Source organism: Streptomyces sp. TG1A-60 (assembly GCF_037201975.1).
Taxonomy (GTDB): domain Bacteria; phylum Actinomycetota; class Actinomycetes; order Streptomycetales; family Streptomycetaceae; genus Streptomyces.
Genome location: NZ_CP147520.1, coordinates 3,324,727 through 3,340,011, shown reverse-complemented (window position 1 = coordinate 3,340,011; position 15,285 = coordinate 3,324,727). Strand labels below are relative to the sequence as shown.

Sequence of the window (15,285 nt, the reverse complement as noted above, 5' to 3'; positions counted from 1 at the left end):
CAGCGCGGAGACCGACGCGAACGTCCTGCTGCGGCACCACCGGCGCCGCGGCCACGGCGGAGTCGCCCGCGCCAGGCTGGTCTTCCGGTACGTGCCGTACGTCATCGCGCAGGACACGACGGCGGAGCCGGAGTACGAGGCGCGGTGCGTGTCGGGCGACGAGACGGAGTGCGGCGCGGAGTCGGGCGTGCGGAGTGATCCGGCGGCGGTGGAGGAGTGGCAGCGCAAGCACACGCAGGAGACACGGCATCTGCGCTACCGCCGGAGCTTCGGCGACTACTCGGTGCTGGAGCCGCTGGAGGACGTTCCCCTTTGAGGGGCGGACGGGGGCCGCTCGGGGAGGGTCCGGGTCAGGGCGTCGCGGACGGCGTTCAGGATGGCCTCGGTGTCGGCGCCCAGGGCGCGGGCGGACGAGGTGAAATCGCGGGCGAGCGTCGCTAGTTGGACGGGGTGGGGGCGGGCCGGGCCGGTCGGGGGCGCCGCGACCCGGGTGCCCGCGCCGCGACGGGTGCGGATCAGCCCGGCGGCCTCCAGCTCACGGTAGGCGCGGGCCGCCGTGCCCGGCGCCAGACCGAGGTCTGTGGCCAGTTGGCGTACCGTCGGCAGCCGTTCGCCCTCGGTCAGCCGGCCGGTGACGATCAGCGCGGCGAGCTGCGCCCGGATCTGCTCGTACGGCGGTACCTGGCTGGTGGTGTCGACGCGGACGGCGGCCTCACTCATCGTCGAAGGACCCCTCTGCCACTGCCTCGTCGTCGACGGCCCGCGGTGCCACCACGGTGACCAGGGACCAGACGACGGTGAACAGGTTCAGCAGGGCCAGGGGGTAGAACACCCAGAAGGTGAGCGCGCCCAGCACGCCGGCGCAGCCCGTCTCCGTCAGCGAGACGGAGACCATCAGCACGGCGTACAGCTGCTGGCTCGACACCAGCAGGCCCCAGGCCCCGGTGACCGCCCACGCGCGGTCGCGGCGCTGCTGCTCCTCGCCCGGACCGTGGGCGATGCGGCGCAGGGCCCAGACGCAGGTGGGGGTGGCTATGGCGAGCGCGCCGAACATCGGGAGGCTGTAGTACAGGCCTGGCCAGGGGCCGGCGGTCGCGCGCATCCCGTTGCAGGTGATGGTGAGGACCTTCCCGGTGCTGAATGCGCGGTCGGGGTCGACGGAGGCCGTGGCGGCCGTGATCACCAGCAGGGCGGCGAGGGAGACCCCCTGGAGGGCGATCAGGGGGCCCATGTGCGGTGGTACGTGGTCTCTGACCAGGCGCGGGGCGAGACTCGCGGTGCGCACCGCCTCCTGGGGGCGCAGGGTCAGGGCGTCGGCGAGCAGGACACCGGCCACCGCGCACAGGCCGAAGGCCGTGATGGCGAACACGACGCGCTGCTCGAACTCGACGTCCCCCAGCGTGGACAGCGCCTGCGCGATCACGATGCCGATGGCCAGACCGGACCAGCGGGCGTAGTGGTCGGCGTGGTCGAGGAGCCGGTAGTGCAGTGGGGCGGTGCCGAGCATATGGAGATCCCCCCGGATCATCTTGTATCAAGCAGCGAGTACAAGATGCCGTGATCACGATCTTGTGTCAAATGCTCGATACAAGCCGACTTCTTCGGGGCTCAGCCCACGGTGATCGCGTCCAGCTTCTCCCGCAGGTACACGTGCGAGTCCACCGGCGGGTACGCCACCCGCCCCACCGGCGCGGGTACGGACTCCACGACCGTGCCCGGTGTGCACTCACCGAAGTAGACCAGCGACATCAGCTCCTCGGCGGGCTCGTCGGCCGGGGGTGGCAAAACGCGGTGGCGGCCGGAACGCCAGCGGTCGCCGGTCCAACGGGCCATCAGGTCACCGATGTTGACGGTGAAGGCGTCCGGGTCGTACGGGGCGTCCTCCCAGCCGCCCTCGTCCGTGTACACCTGGAGCCCGCCCTTCCCGGCCTGCCGGTCGAGGATCGTGACCGTGCCGAAGTCGGTGTGCGGGCCGACGCGGAACTGGCCCGGCACCGGGTCGCCGACGACCTCCCTGCCCGGGTACCAGTTGATGTTGAAGCCGTAGGTGGGGTGGCTCATGTGGCGGGAGAAGAAGTCGGGCTCCAGGCCCAGGGCCTCGCCGAGGAGGGAGAGGAGCCGGTTCTCCAGCTCGCCCATCCGCGCCAGGTACTCCTCGCAGAGCGCGCGCAGCTCCGGCACCTCTGCCGGCCAGACGTTCGGCTGGTACCACTCCGCGTTCACCACCGGGTCGTCGAACGGCTCGTGCGTCGCGAACGTCAGCGACTCCTTGAGGTCCGGCGGGGTCCGCGTACCCTCCGCGTACCCGTTCGCCTCGGCCCCCGGCCCGAGCCACCCGCGCCCGCCGACCTTCACCTCGTACGCCTGCTTGGCCTCGACGGGGAGGGCGAAGAAGGCACGGGCCGCCTCCCGGACGCGGGTGCGCAGTGTCGGGTCGACGCCGTGGCCCGTGACGAGGAGGAAGCCGGCGGTCCGCAGGGCCTCGTCGACGGTACGGGCGAGGGCGGCGCGGGCTTCGGGGCCGCCGTGGAGCCAGGGGCGAAGGTCGATGGTGGGGATGCGGGGGCCGGTGGGACCGGCGGGGCCGCCAGGGTTGCCGGGGGCCGTGGGCTTCGGGGGCTCACTCACCGATGTCCTCATTCCACAGTGCCGGGTTGTTCTTGATGAAGTCGCGCATCAGGGACACGCACTCCGGGTCGTCCAACACCACGATCCCCACGCCGTGCTCGGCGAGCCAGTCGTGCCCGCCGTGGAAGGTGACCGCCTCCCCCACCACCACCCGGGAGATCCCGAACTGCCGTACCAGGCCGGAGCAGTACCAGCACGGCGACAGCGTCGTCACCATCGTCGTACCGCGATACGTCCGCTGCCGCCCCGCCGCACGGAACGCGGCCGTCTCGGCGTGCGTCGAGGGGTCGCCGTCCTGGACCCGCCGATTCCGCCCCCGCCCGAGGAGGGTGCCGTCGGGCCCGTAGAGCGCCGCCCCGACCGGGATGCCGCCCTCGGCGAGCCCGGCCCGCGCCTCCTCGACGGCGGGGGCCAGCCATACGCGTGCCTGTGCATGGTCCATGACCTCACTCTGCCCGCGAAAGGCAGGGACCACGTGCCCGGAGATCCGCTCCTCAGCGCGCTGGCGCGGCCGTACGCCCGCGCCAGCGCGCGGAACGACCCCTTCGGCTCCCAGTGCCAGTCGGTGGCCGGGTCGGCCGGGCGGTCCTGGACCGGCTTGACGAGGGCGCACCTCGTCCGTGAAGAGGGGCGGGCACCGCCCGGGGCGAAGGCGGGCGCGTGCTCTCCCCGTCCTCGACGTCCGTACGCCCCGGCGCGCCGCTACTCCTCGCTGTCCTTCTTCTCGCCCCGCCTCTTCTCCTCCTCCTGCCGCTTCAGCTCCTCCTCGCGGCGGCGCAGATCGGCCTCCCAGCTCTTGAGGAGGGGGTCGTCGTCCCTGGCGGAGCCGGCGGGCTTGTTGCCGTCGGAGAGGGACTTCAGGAACTCGGGGTTGTCGTCGGGGGCGACGTAGGCCGTACGGCGGCCCCGGGGCCGCTCGGAGGGGCCGCCGCCACCCGTGGCGCCGCCGCGCACCTTGCCGGCGAAGATCCAGGCGACCGGGCCGACGATCCAGAAGAGCAGGATGATGAACACCCAGGCGATCTTCGGCAGGTGCTTCGCCTCGTCCTCGGGGGTGTTGAGGCAGTCGATGAACGCGTAGATCGTCAGCGCCAGCGGTACGAGGTACAGCAACACCCTGAGCATGGAACAGCCCCCTGGAAGCGGTGGCGGACCGGGCGACCGGCCCTCCGGAAGGACGGCGGGGCCGAGTGCGGGGCCCGGCCGTGACGGCGGGACCGTGTGCCGGGCCCCGTGACGGGGCCAGGGTAGCCCCTCGGGGATACTTGGCCCCATGGCTTACGACGATCTTCGCTCCCTGCTCCGCGCACTGGAGCGCGAGGGCGATCTCAAGCGCATCAAGGCCGAAGTCGACCCGTGTCTGGAGGTCGGGGAGATCGTCGACCGGGTCAACAAGGCCGGCGGCCCCGCCCTGCTCTTCGAGAACGTGAAGGGCTCCTCGATGCCCCTCGCGATGAACGTGTTCGGCACGGACCGCCGCCTGCTGAAAGCCCTCGGCCTCAAGTCCTACGGCGAGATCAGCGAGAAGATCGGCGGTCTGCTCAAGCCCGAGCTGCCGCAGGGCTTCGTGGGCGTGCGCGAGGCGTTCGGGAAGCTCGGCGCGATGACCCATGTCCCGCCGAAGAAGGTGAAGCCGGACAGCGCCCCCGTGCAGGAGGTGGTCCTCCGGGGCGACGACGTCGACCTCGACGCACTCCCCGCGCTCTTCACCTGGCCGAAGGACGGCGGCTCCTTCTTCAACCTGGGCCTCACCCACACCAAGCACCCCGAGACCGGCGTACGCAACCTCGGCCTCTACCGCCTCCAGCGCCACGACAAGCGCACCATCGGCATGCACTGGCAGATCCACAAGGACAGCCGCAACCACTACCAGGTCGCCGCCAAGCGCGGCGAGCGGCTCCCGGTCGCCATCGCCTTCGGCTGCCCGCCGGCGGTGACGTACGCCTCCACGGCCCCGCTCCCCGGCGACATCGACGAGTACCTGTTCGCCGGGTTCGTCGCGGGCAGGCGGATCGAGATGGTCGACTGCAAGACGGTGCCGTTGCAGGTGCCGGCGCAGGCGGAGGTCGTGATCGAGGGCTGGCTGGAGCCCGGCGAGACGCTCCCCGAGGGCCCCTTCGGCGACCACACCGGCTTCTACACCCCGCAGGAACCCTTCCCCGCCCTGAAGATCGACTGCGTCACGATGCGGAAGCGGCCGTTGCTGCAGTCGATCGTGGTGGGCCGCCCGCCGACGGAGGACGGGCCCCTGGGCCGCGCGACGGAACGCTTCTTCCTCCCCCTCCTGAAGATCATCGTCCCGGACATCGTGGACTACCACCTCCCCGAGGCGGGCGGCTTCCACAACTGCGCGATCGTCTCGATCGAGAAGAAGTACCCCAAGCACGCGCAGAAGGTCATGCACGCGATCTGGGGCGCCCACATGATGTCCCTGACCAAGCTGATCGTGGTGGTGGACGCCGACTGCGACGTCCACGACCTGCACGAGGTCGCCTGGCGCGCACTCGGCAACACGGACTACGCCCGCGACCTCACGGTCGTCGAGGGCCCGGTGGACCATCTGGACCACGCCTCGTACCAGCAGTTCTGGGGCGGAAAGGCGGGCATCGACGCCACGAGGAAGTGGATCGAGGAGGGCTACACCCGCGACGGGGGCTGGCCGGACATGGTGGAGTCGGACCCGGACACGGCGGCCCTGGTGGACCGCCGCTGGAAGGAGTACGGCCTGTGAGCAGCGCCTCCGCCGCCATTCCCCAGCCGGGGCGTACCAAGGCCTTTCTCCGCCTGGTGATGATCGAGCACTCGGTCTTCGCGCTGCCCTTCGCGTACATCGCGTCCCTGACCGCCATGTTCCAGCTGGACGGGAACATCCACTGGACCCGGCTGCTCCTGGTCACCGTCTGCATGGTCGGCCTGCGGACCTTCGCCATGGCGGTCAACCGGATCATCGACCGCGAGATCGACGCGCGGAACCCGCGCACGGCGCAGCGCGAACTGGTGACCGGCGCGATGTCGGTGAAGCACGCCTGGACGGGCGCCCTGATAGCGCTCGTCGTCTTCCTGGGCGCGGCGGCCCTGCTGAACCCCCTCTGCCTCGCCCTCGCCCCCGTCGCGGTGATCCCGATGGTGGTCTACCCCTACGGCAAACGCTTCACGAACTACCCCCAGGCCATCCTCGCCCTCGCCCAGGCGATGGGCCCGGTGGGCGGCTGGCTCGCCATCACCGGCCAGTGGTCCTGGGACGCCGTCATCCTCGGCCTCGCCGTCGGCATCTGGATCGGCGGCTTCGACCTCATCTACGCCTGCCAGGACGTCGACTCCGACCGGGAGTCCGGCGTCCTGTCGGTCCCGGCCCGCTTCGGCATCCCGGCGGCGGTCCGGGCGGCGCGGGCCTGCCACGCCCTCACCACCGCCCTGTTCGTCTGGTACGCGGTGGTGACGGAGGCGGGTGCCTTCCTCTGGCTGGGCCTGGCGATCGTCGCGGGCGCGTTCGTGTACGAGCACACCATCGTGCGCCCGCACGACCTGTCCCGCCTGAACCGGGCGTTCTTCAGCGTCAACGGCTTCATCGGCATCGCCCTGTTCGTGTGTGCGCTGCTCGATCTGCTGGTTCGGGGTCTGACCGTGTGAATACCGTGCGGCTTACCATCGAGGGCAGGAACCCCAGGGAGGCCAGCGTGACCGTCTCGGGCATTGACCGCCTGCACTCGCAGCTCAGCCGGTTCGAGGACATGTTCCCCGGCTATCGCGTGGAGATCGTCGAGGGCAGCATCATGATGGGACCGGTCAAGCCACACCATGGGGAGACCATCCGACTGGTGTGGAACGCGCTGCGGGACCAGGTGGCCGAGGAATGGGGTTTCACCAGCGACGTCGCCTTCCCCTTCGATGACGAGAACGAGTTCTGCCCTGACCTGGCCGTCATTCCCGCAGTGGAGGTCGAGAAGAACGAGGGCGCGTACTCGCCCGATCTCATCGAACTCGTCGTCGAGGTCGTCTCTCAGGGCAGCATCCGCCGCGACTACGAACACAAGCCCCGTCGGTACGCCTCCCGCGGCATCGCCAACTACCTGGTCTTCGACCCGCTCAAGGGCCATGTCGTCACGATGTGGAACCCCGGCCCCGACGGCTACCGAGGCCGTGACACGCTTCCGTACGGCGTCGATCTCACCGTCGACTCCCCGCTGGGCAGGCTGACGCTCGCCACGGACCGGCTTCCGGTGGATCCCAAGGCGCGCGAGGACAGCTGACCGCGTGCCCTATACCCGGTCGTCCACGGACCGGGACGCGCGCCGCCGGAACAGGAACGCCGCCACCACCCCCGCCACGAGCCCGATCAGATGCCCCTGCCAGCTGATGCCCGCCTCGGTGGGGGCGATGCCCGCGAGGATCGACCCGCCCCAGACGGCGGCGATGAGGACGCCGACGGCGACGCCGAGCAGCCGCCGCTCCACGAACCCGGTGACCAGCAGGAAACCGAAGAGGCCGAAGACGACGCCGGACGCACCGGCCGTGTTCGTGTTCTCCGGGGATATCAGCCACACCCCCAGCCCGTCCGCGACGATGATCAGCGCGCAGACGGCGGCGAAGCGGCGCAGGCCGCTGAGCGCCGAAAGGAAGCCGAGCACCAGCAACGGCACGCTGTTCGCGGCGACATGACCGAAGCCGAAGTGGACGAAGGCGGCGGGCACGACATCGACCAGCTCGGGGACCGAGCGCGGAACGATGCCGAAGTCGTCCAGCGCGTGACCGCTCGCCACGTCGATCACTTCGAGCAGCCACAGCAGTGCCACCCAGCCCACCATCAGCTTGGCGGCTGCCTTCGCACGGTCCCGGCGCGACCACTCCCGCTCCGGGCTCAGCGCCCCACGTACTCCATCTGCCATGTCGAACCCCCGACTCAACTCGTCCCCTCCGGGGAACGGCCGGGCCCCCTTGGCAGGTTCCCACCCAGCGGCGCCGGATAGGCTCGGTGTCGTGAACCCAGCCAAGCCAGGAGAGACGCCGCGTACGCCTTGGATCGTAGGGGTCTCCGGCGCATCCGGCACCCCATACGCCGCTGCCGTGCTGCGCGCGCTCCTCGCCGCCGGCGAGAGCGTCGACCTCGTGGTGTCCCGGGCCTCGCGGCTGACCCTGCTGGACGAGACGGGAATCTCCTTCCGGGACGCACACTGGCGCGACGACCTGCGGGAATGGCTGTCCCGCGGGGCCGACGGCAAGCCCGGCACGTTCGCCGTGGACCTTGAGGGCGACCGCGTACGGCACTGGAGCGCCGGTGACCTGGCCGCCGGACCGTCCTCGGGCTCGTACCCCGTCAAGGGGATGCTGATCGTCCCCGCGTCGACGGCGTGCGTCGCGGGCGTCGCCCTGGGACTGAGCAAGGACCTGCTCCAGCGGGCGGCGAGCGTGACCCTCAAGGAGGGACGGCGCCTGGTCGTCGCCGTACGCGAGACCCCTCTGAACGGACAGACCCTGCGGCACCTGGTGACCCTGGACGAGGCGGGCGCGACCGTGCTGCCCGCCTCCCCGGCCTTCTACGCGGGGGCCACGCACATCCAGGACCTGGTGGACTTCGTCGCCGGACGGGCGCTGGACGCGGCCGGCGTCCCGCACACCCTGTACCGGCGGTGGGAGGGCGACGTCGGCCGGGCGCGCGCTTCCCACGGGTGACCTCACCCGCACCGCTCTCATCTCACCGAACACCCCTCACGAATCACCCATCACCCACAACGCAACTCTTCAGCGGAAGGCAACCGATCGCATGGACGCGGTGGACAGGCAGCTCATCCAGGCCCTGAGGGAGAACGGCCGGGCCTCCTACGCGGAGCTGGGACGCCTCGTCGGCCTGTCGGGACCCAGTGTCACCGACCGCATCAACCGGCTGGAGGCGGCCGGCGTCATCACCGGCTACCGCGCCACCGTCGACGCGGCCTCCCTCGGCCTCGGCGTGACCGCGCTCATCGGCATCTCGCTCTCCGACGCCACCGACCACGAGGACGTGGCGACCCGGCTGCGGGACCTGGCGGAGATCGAGGACTGCTGGTTCATCGCGGGCGACGACTCGTACATGCTCAAGGTGCGCGCCCCGGACGTCGACGGCCTGGAGAAGACCATCCGCCGGCTCTCCGGCACGAAGGGCGTCTCCCGGACCCGTACGACGATCGTGCTCTCCACGAAGTGGGAGAACCGGGTGGGTGAGCTGCCGGAGGAGGAGTAGGAGACGGGGCGTACGGTTTACAGGGTCTTCGGAGAAAGGTGTGAGCATGGACGTCGGGCTCAAGCGCGAGCTGGAGGAGAAGGTCCGCTCCGGTGAGCGGCTCACCCGCGAGGACGGCATCGCGCTGTACGAGTCGGACGACCTGGCGTGGCTCGGCGGCCTCGCCCACGAGGTGCGGACCCGGCTGAACGGCGACGTCGTCCACTTCAACGTCAACCGCCACCTCAACATGACCAACGTGTGCACCGCGTCCTGCGCGTACTGCTCCTTCCAGCGCAAGCCGGGGGAGAAGGACGCGTACACGATGCGCATCGAGGAGGCGGTGAAGCTCGCCAAGGCGATGGAGGGCGACAACCTCACCGAGCTGCACATCGTCAACGGCCTGCACCCGAACCTCCCGTGGCGCTACTACCCGCGCTCCCTGAAGGAGCTGAAGGCCGCCCTCCCGAACGTGTCCCTGAAGGCCTTCACGGCAACGGAGATCCACCACTTCGAGACGATCAGCGGCCTGTCGGCGTCCGAGATCCTGGACGAGTTGATCGACGCGGGCCTGGAGTCCCTGACCGGGGGCGGCGCGGAGATCTTCGACTGGGAGGTCCGACAGCACATCGTCGACCACCGCACCCACTGGGAGGACTGGTCGCGGATCCACCGCCTGGCCCACGAGAAGGGGCTGAAGACCCCCTGCACCATGCTCTACGGCCACATCGAGGAGCCCCGCCACCGCGTCGACCACGTCCTGCGCCTGCGTGAGCTCCAGGACGAGACGAACGGCTTCCAGGTCTTCATCCCCCTGCGCTACCAGCACGACTTCGTCGACGTGCGGGACGGCAAGGTACGCAACCGCCTCCAGGCGAGGACGCAGATGGCGACGGGCGCGGAGGCGTTGAAGACCTTCGCGGTGTCTCGTCTGCTGTTCGACAACGTCCCCCACGTCAAGGTCTTCTGGGTCATGCACGGCGTCCAGACCGCTCAGCTGGCGCTCCAGCACGGCGCCGACGACATGGACGGCTCGGTCGTGGAGTACAAGATCACCCACGACGCGGACAACTACGGCACGCCGAACAAGCTCACCCGCGAGGACCTGCTGGATCTGATCCGGGACGCGGGCTTCCGTCCGGTGGAACGCAACACCCGCTACGAGGTGATCCGGGAGTACGACGGCCCGGACCCGTCGCGCAGGGAATCCCCCCAGCCGATGCGGGTCTGATGCGGAGGGCTCTTCGCGGCAGGGGGCCGCAGGGGCGGGATCCCGCTTGAGGGCACGCGACTGTAATGGCTACTGTCGCTGTATGGCCCTTACGTTCACACTGGATCCGCCCCTCACCCCCGCCCTCCACGACGACATCCTCACCCTCTGGGCAGACGTCTCCAACGCGGGCGGAGCCGTCGGCTTCGTCCCTCCGGTCACCCCGGAGGCGATACGCCCGGAGCTGCTGAAGCACGTGACCGCCATGGCGGAGGGCAGGCACCGCCTCCTCATCGGCCTGGACGGCGACGGCACCCCCGCCGCCGCAGCCTTCTTCAGCTTCAACACCCACCGCCTGATGACCCACTGGGTCTGGCTGTACACGGTGATGGTCCACCCCGCCCACCAGGGCAAGGGCTACGGCCGCGACCTCATGAGGGCGGCCGAGACCGCGGCCCGCGACTTCGACGGCATAGGCGCCGTCCGCCTCAGCTGCCGCGGCGGCCTCGGCCTGGAGCACTTCTACGCCTCCTGCGGCTACAAGGAGGTCGGCCGGGTCCCCGGCGCCATCCGCGTCGCTCCCGACGACCACCGCGACGACATCACGATGCTCCTGCCCCTGACCTGACCGCTCGGCCCGCCCCTCCCACACCCCCCTGCAAGATCCCCCGCCGATCGTGCTTCACTGGACGATGCCCCAGGTGATATGGGCACTGTGGGCCAGGTCCGAAACGGAACGGAAGAGTGGATTGAGATGCTCCGCTACACACTGATGCGCCTCGGCATCTTCGTGGGCTGCTTCGTGGTCGTCTGGGCCCTCGTCTACTCCGGCGTCGCCCCGCGCGGCCTCGGCGCCTCCAACGGCATGTGGATGGTCCTCCTCTCCCTGCTGGTCTCCGCCCCGATCAGCTTCATCGCCCTCCGCAAGGAGCGCGACCGGGCCTCCGCCCAGCTCGCTCCCCGCCTCGACCGCTCCATCGACCGCGTCAAGTCCAACCTCGCGGCCAACCGCAGCCAGGAGGACGAGGCCGACGACGAGGCGAGGACCCAGCCGACCCCGTCGGCTGAGACCACCAAGACCTCCAAGACCTCCGGGACCTCCGGGACCTCCGGGACCTCCGGGACTGTCGAGGAGGCCAAGGCCGCCCAGCCGACGTCGGGTCAGGCTTCGTAGGACCGTTCGTTCGCGGCGGCGTAGGACAGACCGCCCGCCCGACGCCCAGGTCCGTACGCGGCGTCGGAACCGTACGCTTGCCCGCATGGGTGCTGTGAAGAGCAAACGGATGCCCCGCGCGGTGCGGGAACAGCAGATGCTGGACGCGGCGGTGCGGACCTTCGGGCAGCGCGGCTACCGGGCCGCGTCGATGGACGAGATCGCCGAACTGGCGGGCGTGTCCAAGCCGTTGGTGTACCTGTACCTGAACTCCAAGGAAGACCTGTTCACGGCCTGTATCCGGCGTGAGGCCAAGGCGCTCACCACCGCCGTACGCGCGGGCGTGAACGCCGATCTGCCCGCCGACCGCCAACTCTGGGAGGGGCTGCGGGCGTTCTTCTCGCACACCGCGCGCAACCCGGACGCCTGGGCCGTACTGCACCTCCAGGCCCGTACGCACGGCGAGCCCTTCGCGGCGGAGGTGGCGGCGATGCGTGAGGAGATGGTCGCGTTCGTGACCGGGCTGATCCTGGTCGCGGCGCGGGACGCCCGCCGCGACCCCTCCCTGCCCGAGCGCGAGGTCGCCGGTCTCGCCGAGGGCCTCGTCGGCGCCGCCGAGGCCCTCGCCGCCTGGGCCAACGCCACCCCCGGCATCACCGCCCGCCAGGCCGCCGCCACCCTCATGAACTTCGCCTGGGCGGGTCTCGGCGACCTGATGGAAGGCCGGCCCTGGACGCCTCCGAAACGCACGGATGACGACGGCCCCGCGCCGCGAGTGACCGCCCGGGCGGGGTAGCCCCGACTGCTTCCCGGCCCCTCGTCGTCGATGGGTCCGGCAGCCGTACTCAGGCGACGAGCGGGTGTACGTGGCCGACCACGTGGGCCCGGGTGGTTCCGCCGGCCCGGTCGCGGCGTGGAAGGGCCCTGCCCGGAAGGTCTCCGCCCGTGCCGCCCCGGCCCTCGCTCCGGAGTTCGAAGCCGCCCCATGACTGCCCGTCCGCCGCGTAGGTCACCGTGCCCGGCAGTGGTACCGGTGCCCGGAACTCCGCGCGAACCTGGGTCGCCAGGGGTGTGCCGTGTTCGGCGAGGCAGCGCGCCACGGTCCACATGCCGTGTGCGATGGCCCGGGGGAAGCCGAAGAGACGCGCGCCGAGCGGATGCAGATGGATCGGGTTCCGGTCTCCGGACACGGCCCCGTACCGCCGCCCGACATCCCCGGCCAACCGCCACTCGGCGACCGCCGGCAACGGTTCATGGTCCGCCGGCCGACCACTCGCCCCCTCCCGCGACCGATCACCCCCACCGGCCCCGGCCTCGCCGACCCTCCGGTGCCGCGCCAGATACGTACTCCGCGACTCCCAGGCGACCTCGTCCCCACCAGCCGCACCAGCCGCACCAGCCGCACCAGCCGCACCAGCCCCACGGCCTCCACGGCCTCCTCCGCCTCGACCCTCACCCCCACCCCCGTCCCGGACCTCCGTCACCACCGTCACCTCGGTCCCCCGCCGGTGGGGCCGGAACCCGTCGACGTACACGGCGAGCTCGTACTCCCCGGTGGCGGGCAGCCGGCGCCGGCGCGTGATCTCGATCGAGGTGTGGACGAGTCCGAGGAGGGGGAGCGGGAAGGCCCGGTCGGTCATGACGCGCATGGCGAGGGGGAAGCCGAGGACGTGGGGATAGGTCGGCGGGACGGCGTCCTCCCCGGTGGCGAACCCGCAGACACGCTCGTACGCGGCGAGCCGGGCGAGGTCGATCCGGACGCCGGGGAGGAGCAGCCGGGGGAAGGAAGCGGCACCGGAGGGCCCGCAGTGCCGGGCAGCCACGTGGGGGAGTCTGCGGCTCTTGCGCGGCGAGAGGAGGGCGCCCCGGGCGAGGAGAGGGGCGAGGGAGGGCGGCGCGTCGAGGGTGAGGGTGTGCATCGGACGGTATCCCCTCCGGAGCGGCTCTTCTTACTCGAAAGTAATGTTACCCGAGGTAAGTCCTTTCCGGGCTGTCACGGCCCCTCATAGATGAACGATCCTCAGGTAACTTGGTACGCCCTTGACCTGCGCATGAGTCGCCCTCCGGGCGGCCGGCGACACTGCACACCCCCGGCCCCGTTCCATCTCCGGACCATCGCGACACCCACACCAACCTCACACAAGGGCCCCGTACGATCCGGGCACACCGAACGCCCAGGAGCCGCCCGTGTCCAGCCTCGAACGCACCCAGCCCGCCCTGGTGGCACCCGAGCTGAAGCGGCTGGACGGCACCGTGCGAGAGGCGTACGTGCCGGCGCTCGCCGCGCCCGTGACCTACGGATCGCTCGCGGACATCCCGTTCGACAACGCGGCCGACGCCCCCGACTCGGTGGTTCTCAGCCGCAAGCACGGTGGTGCGGACGGGGAGGGCGACCGGTGGCGGGACGTGACGGCCGCCGAGTTCGCCGCCGAGGTGCTCGCGCTGGCGAAGGGCCTGATCGCCGAGGGCCTGATGCCGGGCGACCGCCTCGCGATCATGGCGCGGACGACGTACGAGTGGACGCTTCTCGACTTCGCGGCCTGGGCGGCGGGCCTGGTGACGGTCCCCGTCTACCCGACCTCCTCCGTCTTCCAGACCCGCTGGATCCTCCAGGACTCGGGCGCGGTGGCCCTCGCCGTGGAGACGGCCGGCCAGGCCGCCGCCCTCGGCCCCGAACGCGACCGCATCCCCGACCTGCGGCACATGTGGGTCTTCGAGAAGGGTCATCTGGACCGGCTCGCCGAGCTGGGCCGGGACGTGTCCGACCAGGAAGTGGCCGTACGGCGTGGGGTGCTGGGCCCGGACACCCTGGCGACCCTCATCTACACCTCGGGCACGACCGGCCGCCCCAAGGGCTGCGCCCTGACCCACGGCAACTTCTTCGCCGAGGTCGACAACGCGATCGACCTCCTCTATCCCATCTTCCGCGCGCAGACGGACGAGGAGGCCTCCACCCTCCTCTTCCTCCCGCTCGCCCATGTCTTCGGGCGCATGGTGGCGATCGGCTGTATGCGGGCGAGGGTCCGCCTTGGCCACTCGCCGAGCTTCCGCACGGAGGACCTGCTGGCCGACCTCAAGTCCTTCCGCCCTACGTTCCTGCTGGTCATCCCCTACGTCCTGGAGAAGGTCTTCAACACGGCCCGCGCCTCCGCCGAACGCATGGGCCGCGCCTCGTCGTACGACCGTGCCTCCGCCGTGGCCCGCCGCTACGGCGAGGCCGTGGAGGCCGAACAGCACGGCACCGGCCCCGGCCCGAGCACCTTCCTCAAGGCGGCCCGCGGCTTCTACGACCCCTTGGTCTACCGCCGCATCCGCCACGCGCTGGGCGGGAGAGTCCGCCAGGTCATCTGCGGCGGCAGCCCCCTCGGCCGCCGCCTGGCGGCCTTCTACGCGGGCGCGGGCATCGACGTCTTCGAGGGCTACGGCATGACGGAGACGACCGCCGCCGTGACCGTCACCCCACCGAACCGCCCCCGCCTGGGCACGGTCGGCCGGCCCCTCCCCGGCACCCGGGTCCGTATCGCCGCGGACGGCGAGGTCCTTCTCCACGGCGGCCAGATCTTCCGTGGCTACTGGGACCCCCAGGCCGGAGGCGTCGTCGCGGCGGGCCCGGACGGCTGGTTCGCCACGGCCGACCTGGGCCACCTCGACGACGAGGGCTACCTCACGATCACCGGCCGCAAGAAGGAGATCCTCGTCACCGACAGCGGCAAGAACGTGGCCCCGGCCCCCCTGGAGAACTGGCTCCGCTCCCACCCCCTCATCGCCCACGCCATGGTCATCGGCGACCGTCGCCCCTACGTCACCGCCCTCCTCACCCTCGACCCCGAAGGCACCACCCACTGGTCCCAGATGAACGCCAAGCAGGACGTCCCCCTCGAACACCTCGCCGAGGACCCGGACTTGAGGGCGGTCCTGCAGCGAGCGGTCGACGAGGCGAACCGCCTGGTCTCCCGCCCGGAATCCATCCGCCGCTTCACCGTCGTCCCCGGCGGCTTCACGGAGGAGGCGGGCCACCTGACCCCGTCGATGAAGCTGCGCCGGGAGGCCGTGGAGCGTGCGTTCGGGGCGGAGATCGAGGCGCTGTACAAGCAGTAG

The 15,285-nt window shown here is 71.0% G+C and carries 17 protein-coding genes and 1 pseudogene; 11 read left to right on the top strand and 7 right to left on the bottom strand.

Going from position 1 to position 15,285, the window contains the following annotated elements:
• The first annotated feature begins 91 nt into the window (after positions 1 to 91).
• Positions 92 to 316 carry a hypothetical protein gene (locus WBG99_RS14025; protein WP_338896641.1) on the top strand — a complete coding sequence of 75 codons (225 nt, stop codon included), beginning with the start codon at positions 92 to 94 and terminating at the stop codon, positions 314 to 316.
• Here WBG99_RS14025 and WBG99_RS14020 read toward each other — a convergent pair.
• The 5 genes from WBG99_RS14020 to WBG99_RS14000 all read right to left on the bottom strand — a co-directional run bounded on the left by WBG99_RS14020 (position 277) and on the right by WBG99_RS14000 (position 3,753).
• Positions 277 to 720: a GntR family transcriptional regulator gene (locus WBG99_RS14020; protein ID WP_338896640.1), complete on the bottom strand. Its 444-nt coding sequence runs from the start codon at positions 718 to 720 to the stop codon at positions 277 to 279. The genes WBG99_RS14025 and WBG99_RS14020 overlap by 40 nt on opposite strands.
• Positions 713 to 1,507, bottom strand: coding sequence for a hypothetical protein (locus tag WBG99_RS14015; protein WP_338896639.1), 795 nt, complete (start codon positions 1,505 to 1,507; stop codon positions 713 to 715). The genes WBG99_RS14020 and WBG99_RS14015 overlap by 8 nt, the downstream gene beginning before the upstream one ends.
• Positions 1,508 to 1,608: 101 nt before the next feature.
• Positions 1,609 to 2,559: a 2-oxoglutarate and iron-dependent oxygenase domain-containing protein gene (locus WBG99_RS14010; protein WP_338900333.1), complete on the bottom strand. Its 951-nt coding sequence runs from the start codon at positions 2,557 to 2,559 to the stop codon at positions 1,609 to 1,611.
• Positions 2,560 to 2,620: 61 nt separating this feature from the next.
• Positions 2,621 to 3,070, bottom strand: a complete 450-nt coding sequence (locus WBG99_RS14005) for a nucleoside deaminase (RefSeq protein WP_338896638.1) — start codon at positions 3,068 to 3,070, stop codon at positions 2,621 to 2,623.
• 260 nt (positions 3,071 to 3,330) lie between these two features.
• Entirely contained in the window at positions 3,331 to 3,753 is a 423-nt protein-coding gene (locus WBG99_RS14000) for a PLD nuclease N-terminal domain-containing protein (RefSeq protein ID WP_338896637.1), read from the bottom strand.
• A 148-nt stretch (positions 3,754 to 3,901) separates the two neighbouring features.
• Between WBG99_RS14000 and WBG99_RS13995 the strand changes: the two genes are divergently transcribed.
• From WBG99_RS13995 to WBG99_RS13985, 3 genes are read left to right on the top strand one after another with little or no spacing between them, the layout of a single operon-like run.
• Positions 3,902 to 5,359: a menaquinone biosynthesis decarboxylase gene (locus tag WBG99_RS13995; protein ID WP_338896636.1), complete on the top strand. Its 1,458-nt coding sequence runs from the start codon at positions 3,902 to 3,904 to the stop codon at positions 5,357 to 5,359.
• The gene (gene mqnP, locus WBG99_RS13990) at positions 5,356 to 6,258 is read left to right on the top strand and encodes a menaquinone biosynthesis prenyltransferase MqnP (protein WP_338896635.1); all 903 of its coding nucleotides are present in this window, start codon (positions 5,356 to 5,358) and stop codon (positions 6,256 to 6,258) included. Before WBG99_RS13995 ends, mqnP begins: the two co-directional genes overlap by 4 nt.
• A gap of 47 nt (positions 6,259 to 6,305) precedes the next feature.
• Positions 6,306 to 6,878, top strand: a complete 573-nt coding sequence (locus tag WBG99_RS13985; protein WP_338896634.1) for a Uma2 family endonuclease — start codon at positions 6,306 to 6,308, stop codon at positions 6,876 to 6,878.
• A 9-nt stretch (positions 6,879 to 6,887) separates the two neighbouring features.
• Here the strand turns inward: WBG99_RS13985 and WBG99_RS13980 are convergent, their stop codons facing one another.
• Positions 6,888 to 7,514, bottom strand: a complete 627-nt coding sequence (locus tag WBG99_RS13980) for a rhomboid family intramembrane serine protease (RefSeq protein ID WP_338896633.1) — start codon at positions 7,512 to 7,514, stop codon at positions 6,888 to 6,890.
• A 91-nt stretch (positions 7,515 to 7,605) separates the two neighbouring features.
• Between WBG99_RS13980 and WBG99_RS13975 the strand changes: the two genes are divergently transcribed.
• From WBG99_RS13975 to WBG99_RS13950, 6 genes and pseudogenes are all read left to right on the top strand, one after another.
• The gene (locus WBG99_RS13975; RefSeq protein ID WP_338896632.1) at positions 7,606 to 8,298 is read left to right on the top strand and encodes a UbiX family flavin prenyltransferase; all 693 of its coding nucleotides are present in this window, start codon (positions 7,606 to 7,608) and stop codon (positions 8,296 to 8,298) included.
• 91 nt (positions 8,299 to 8,389) lie between these two features.
• Positions 8,390 to 8,845 carry an Lrp/AsnC family transcriptional regulator gene (locus WBG99_RS13970; RefSeq protein WP_338896631.1) on the top strand — a complete coding sequence of 152 codons (456 nt, stop codon included), beginning with the start codon at positions 8,390 to 8,392 and terminating at the stop codon, positions 8,843 to 8,845.
• Between the two features lie 46 nt (positions 8,846 to 8,891).
• Positions 8,892 to 10,055, top strand: a complete 1,164-nt coding sequence (gene mqnE / locus WBG99_RS13965; protein ID WP_338896630.1) for an aminofutalosine synthase MqnE — start codon at positions 8,892 to 8,894, stop codon at positions 10,053 to 10,055.
• An 82-nt stretch (positions 10,056 to 10,137) separates the two neighbouring features.
• Positions 10,138 to 10,662, top strand: a complete 525-nt coding sequence (locus WBG99_RS13960; RefSeq protein ID WP_338896629.1) for a GNAT family N-acetyltransferase — start codon at positions 10,138 to 10,140, stop codon at positions 10,660 to 10,662.
• Positions 10,663 to 10,788: 126 nt separating this feature from the next.
• A pseudogene (locus tag WBG99_RS13955) lies at positions 10,789 to 11,076 on the top strand (DUF4229 domain-containing protein); the annotation flags it as partial.
• Between the two features lie 217 nt (positions 11,077 to 11,293).
• Positions 11,294 to 11,983: a TetR/AcrR family transcriptional regulator gene (locus tag WBG99_RS13950; protein WP_338896628.1), complete on the top strand. Its 690-nt coding sequence runs from the start codon at positions 11,294 to 11,296 to the stop codon at positions 11,981 to 11,983.
• A 49-nt stretch (positions 11,984 to 12,032) separates the two neighbouring features.
• On the opposite strand, the gene WBG99_RS13945 is transcribed toward WBG99_RS13950, so the two are convergent.
• A complete protein-coding gene (locus tag WBG99_RS13945; protein WP_338896627.1) occupies positions 12,033 to 13,106 on the bottom strand; it encodes a MaoC/PaaZ C-terminal domain-containing protein in 1,074 nt (357 codons plus the stop codon).
• 268 nt (positions 13,107 to 13,374) lie between these two features.
• On the opposite strand from WBG99_RS13945, the gene WBG99_RS13940 reads away from it, so the two are divergent.
• Entirely contained in the window at positions 13,375 to 15,285 is a 1,911-nt protein-coding gene (locus tag WBG99_RS13940; protein ID WP_338896626.1) for an AMP-dependent synthetase/ligase, read from the top strand.

Coding starts and splice junctions, on each gene's coding strand:
- WBG99_RS13980 (WP_338896633.1), bottom strand. CDS start 7,514: ATGGCAGATGGAGTACGTGGGGCGCTGAGCCCGGAGCGGGAGTGGTCG.
- WBG99_RS13995 (WP_338896636.1), top strand. CDS start 3,902: ATGGCTTACGACGATCTTCGCTCCCTGCTCCGCGCACTGGAGCGCGAG.
- WBG99_RS14015 (WP_338896639.1), bottom strand. CDS start 1,507: ATGCTCGGCACCGCCCCACTGCACTACCGGCTCCTCGACCACGCCGAC.
- WBG99_RS13960 (WP_338896629.1), top strand. CDS start 10,138: ATGGCCCTTACGTTCACACTGGATCCGCCCCTCACCCCCGCCCTCCAC.
- WBG99_RS13945 (WP_338896627.1), bottom strand. CDS start 13,106: ATGCACACCCTCACCCTCGACGCGCCGCCCTCCCTCGCCCCTCTCCTC.
- WBG99_RS14000 (WP_338896637.1), bottom strand. CDS start 3,753: ATGCTCAGGGTGTTGCTGTACCTCGTACCGCTGGCGCTGACGATCTAC.
- WBG99_RS14005 (WP_338896638.1), bottom strand. CDS start 3,070: ATGGACCATGCACAGGCACGCGTATGGCTGGCCCCCGCCGTCGAGGAG.
- WBG99_RS13970 (WP_338896631.1), top strand. CDS start 8,390: ATGGACGCGGTGGACAGGCAGCTCATCCAGGCCCTGAGGGAGAACGGC.
- WBG99_RS13950 (WP_338896628.1), top strand. CDS start 11,294: ATGGGTGCTGTGAAGAGCAAACGGATGCCCCGCGCGGTGCGGGAACAG.
- mqnE (WP_338896630.1), top strand. CDS start 8,892: ATGGACGTCGGGCTCAAGCGCGAGCTGGAGGAGAAGGTCCGCTCCGGT.
- WBG99_RS14020 (WP_338896640.1), bottom strand. CDS start 720: ATGAGTGAGGCCGCCGTCCGCGTCGACACCACCAGCCAGGTACCGCCG.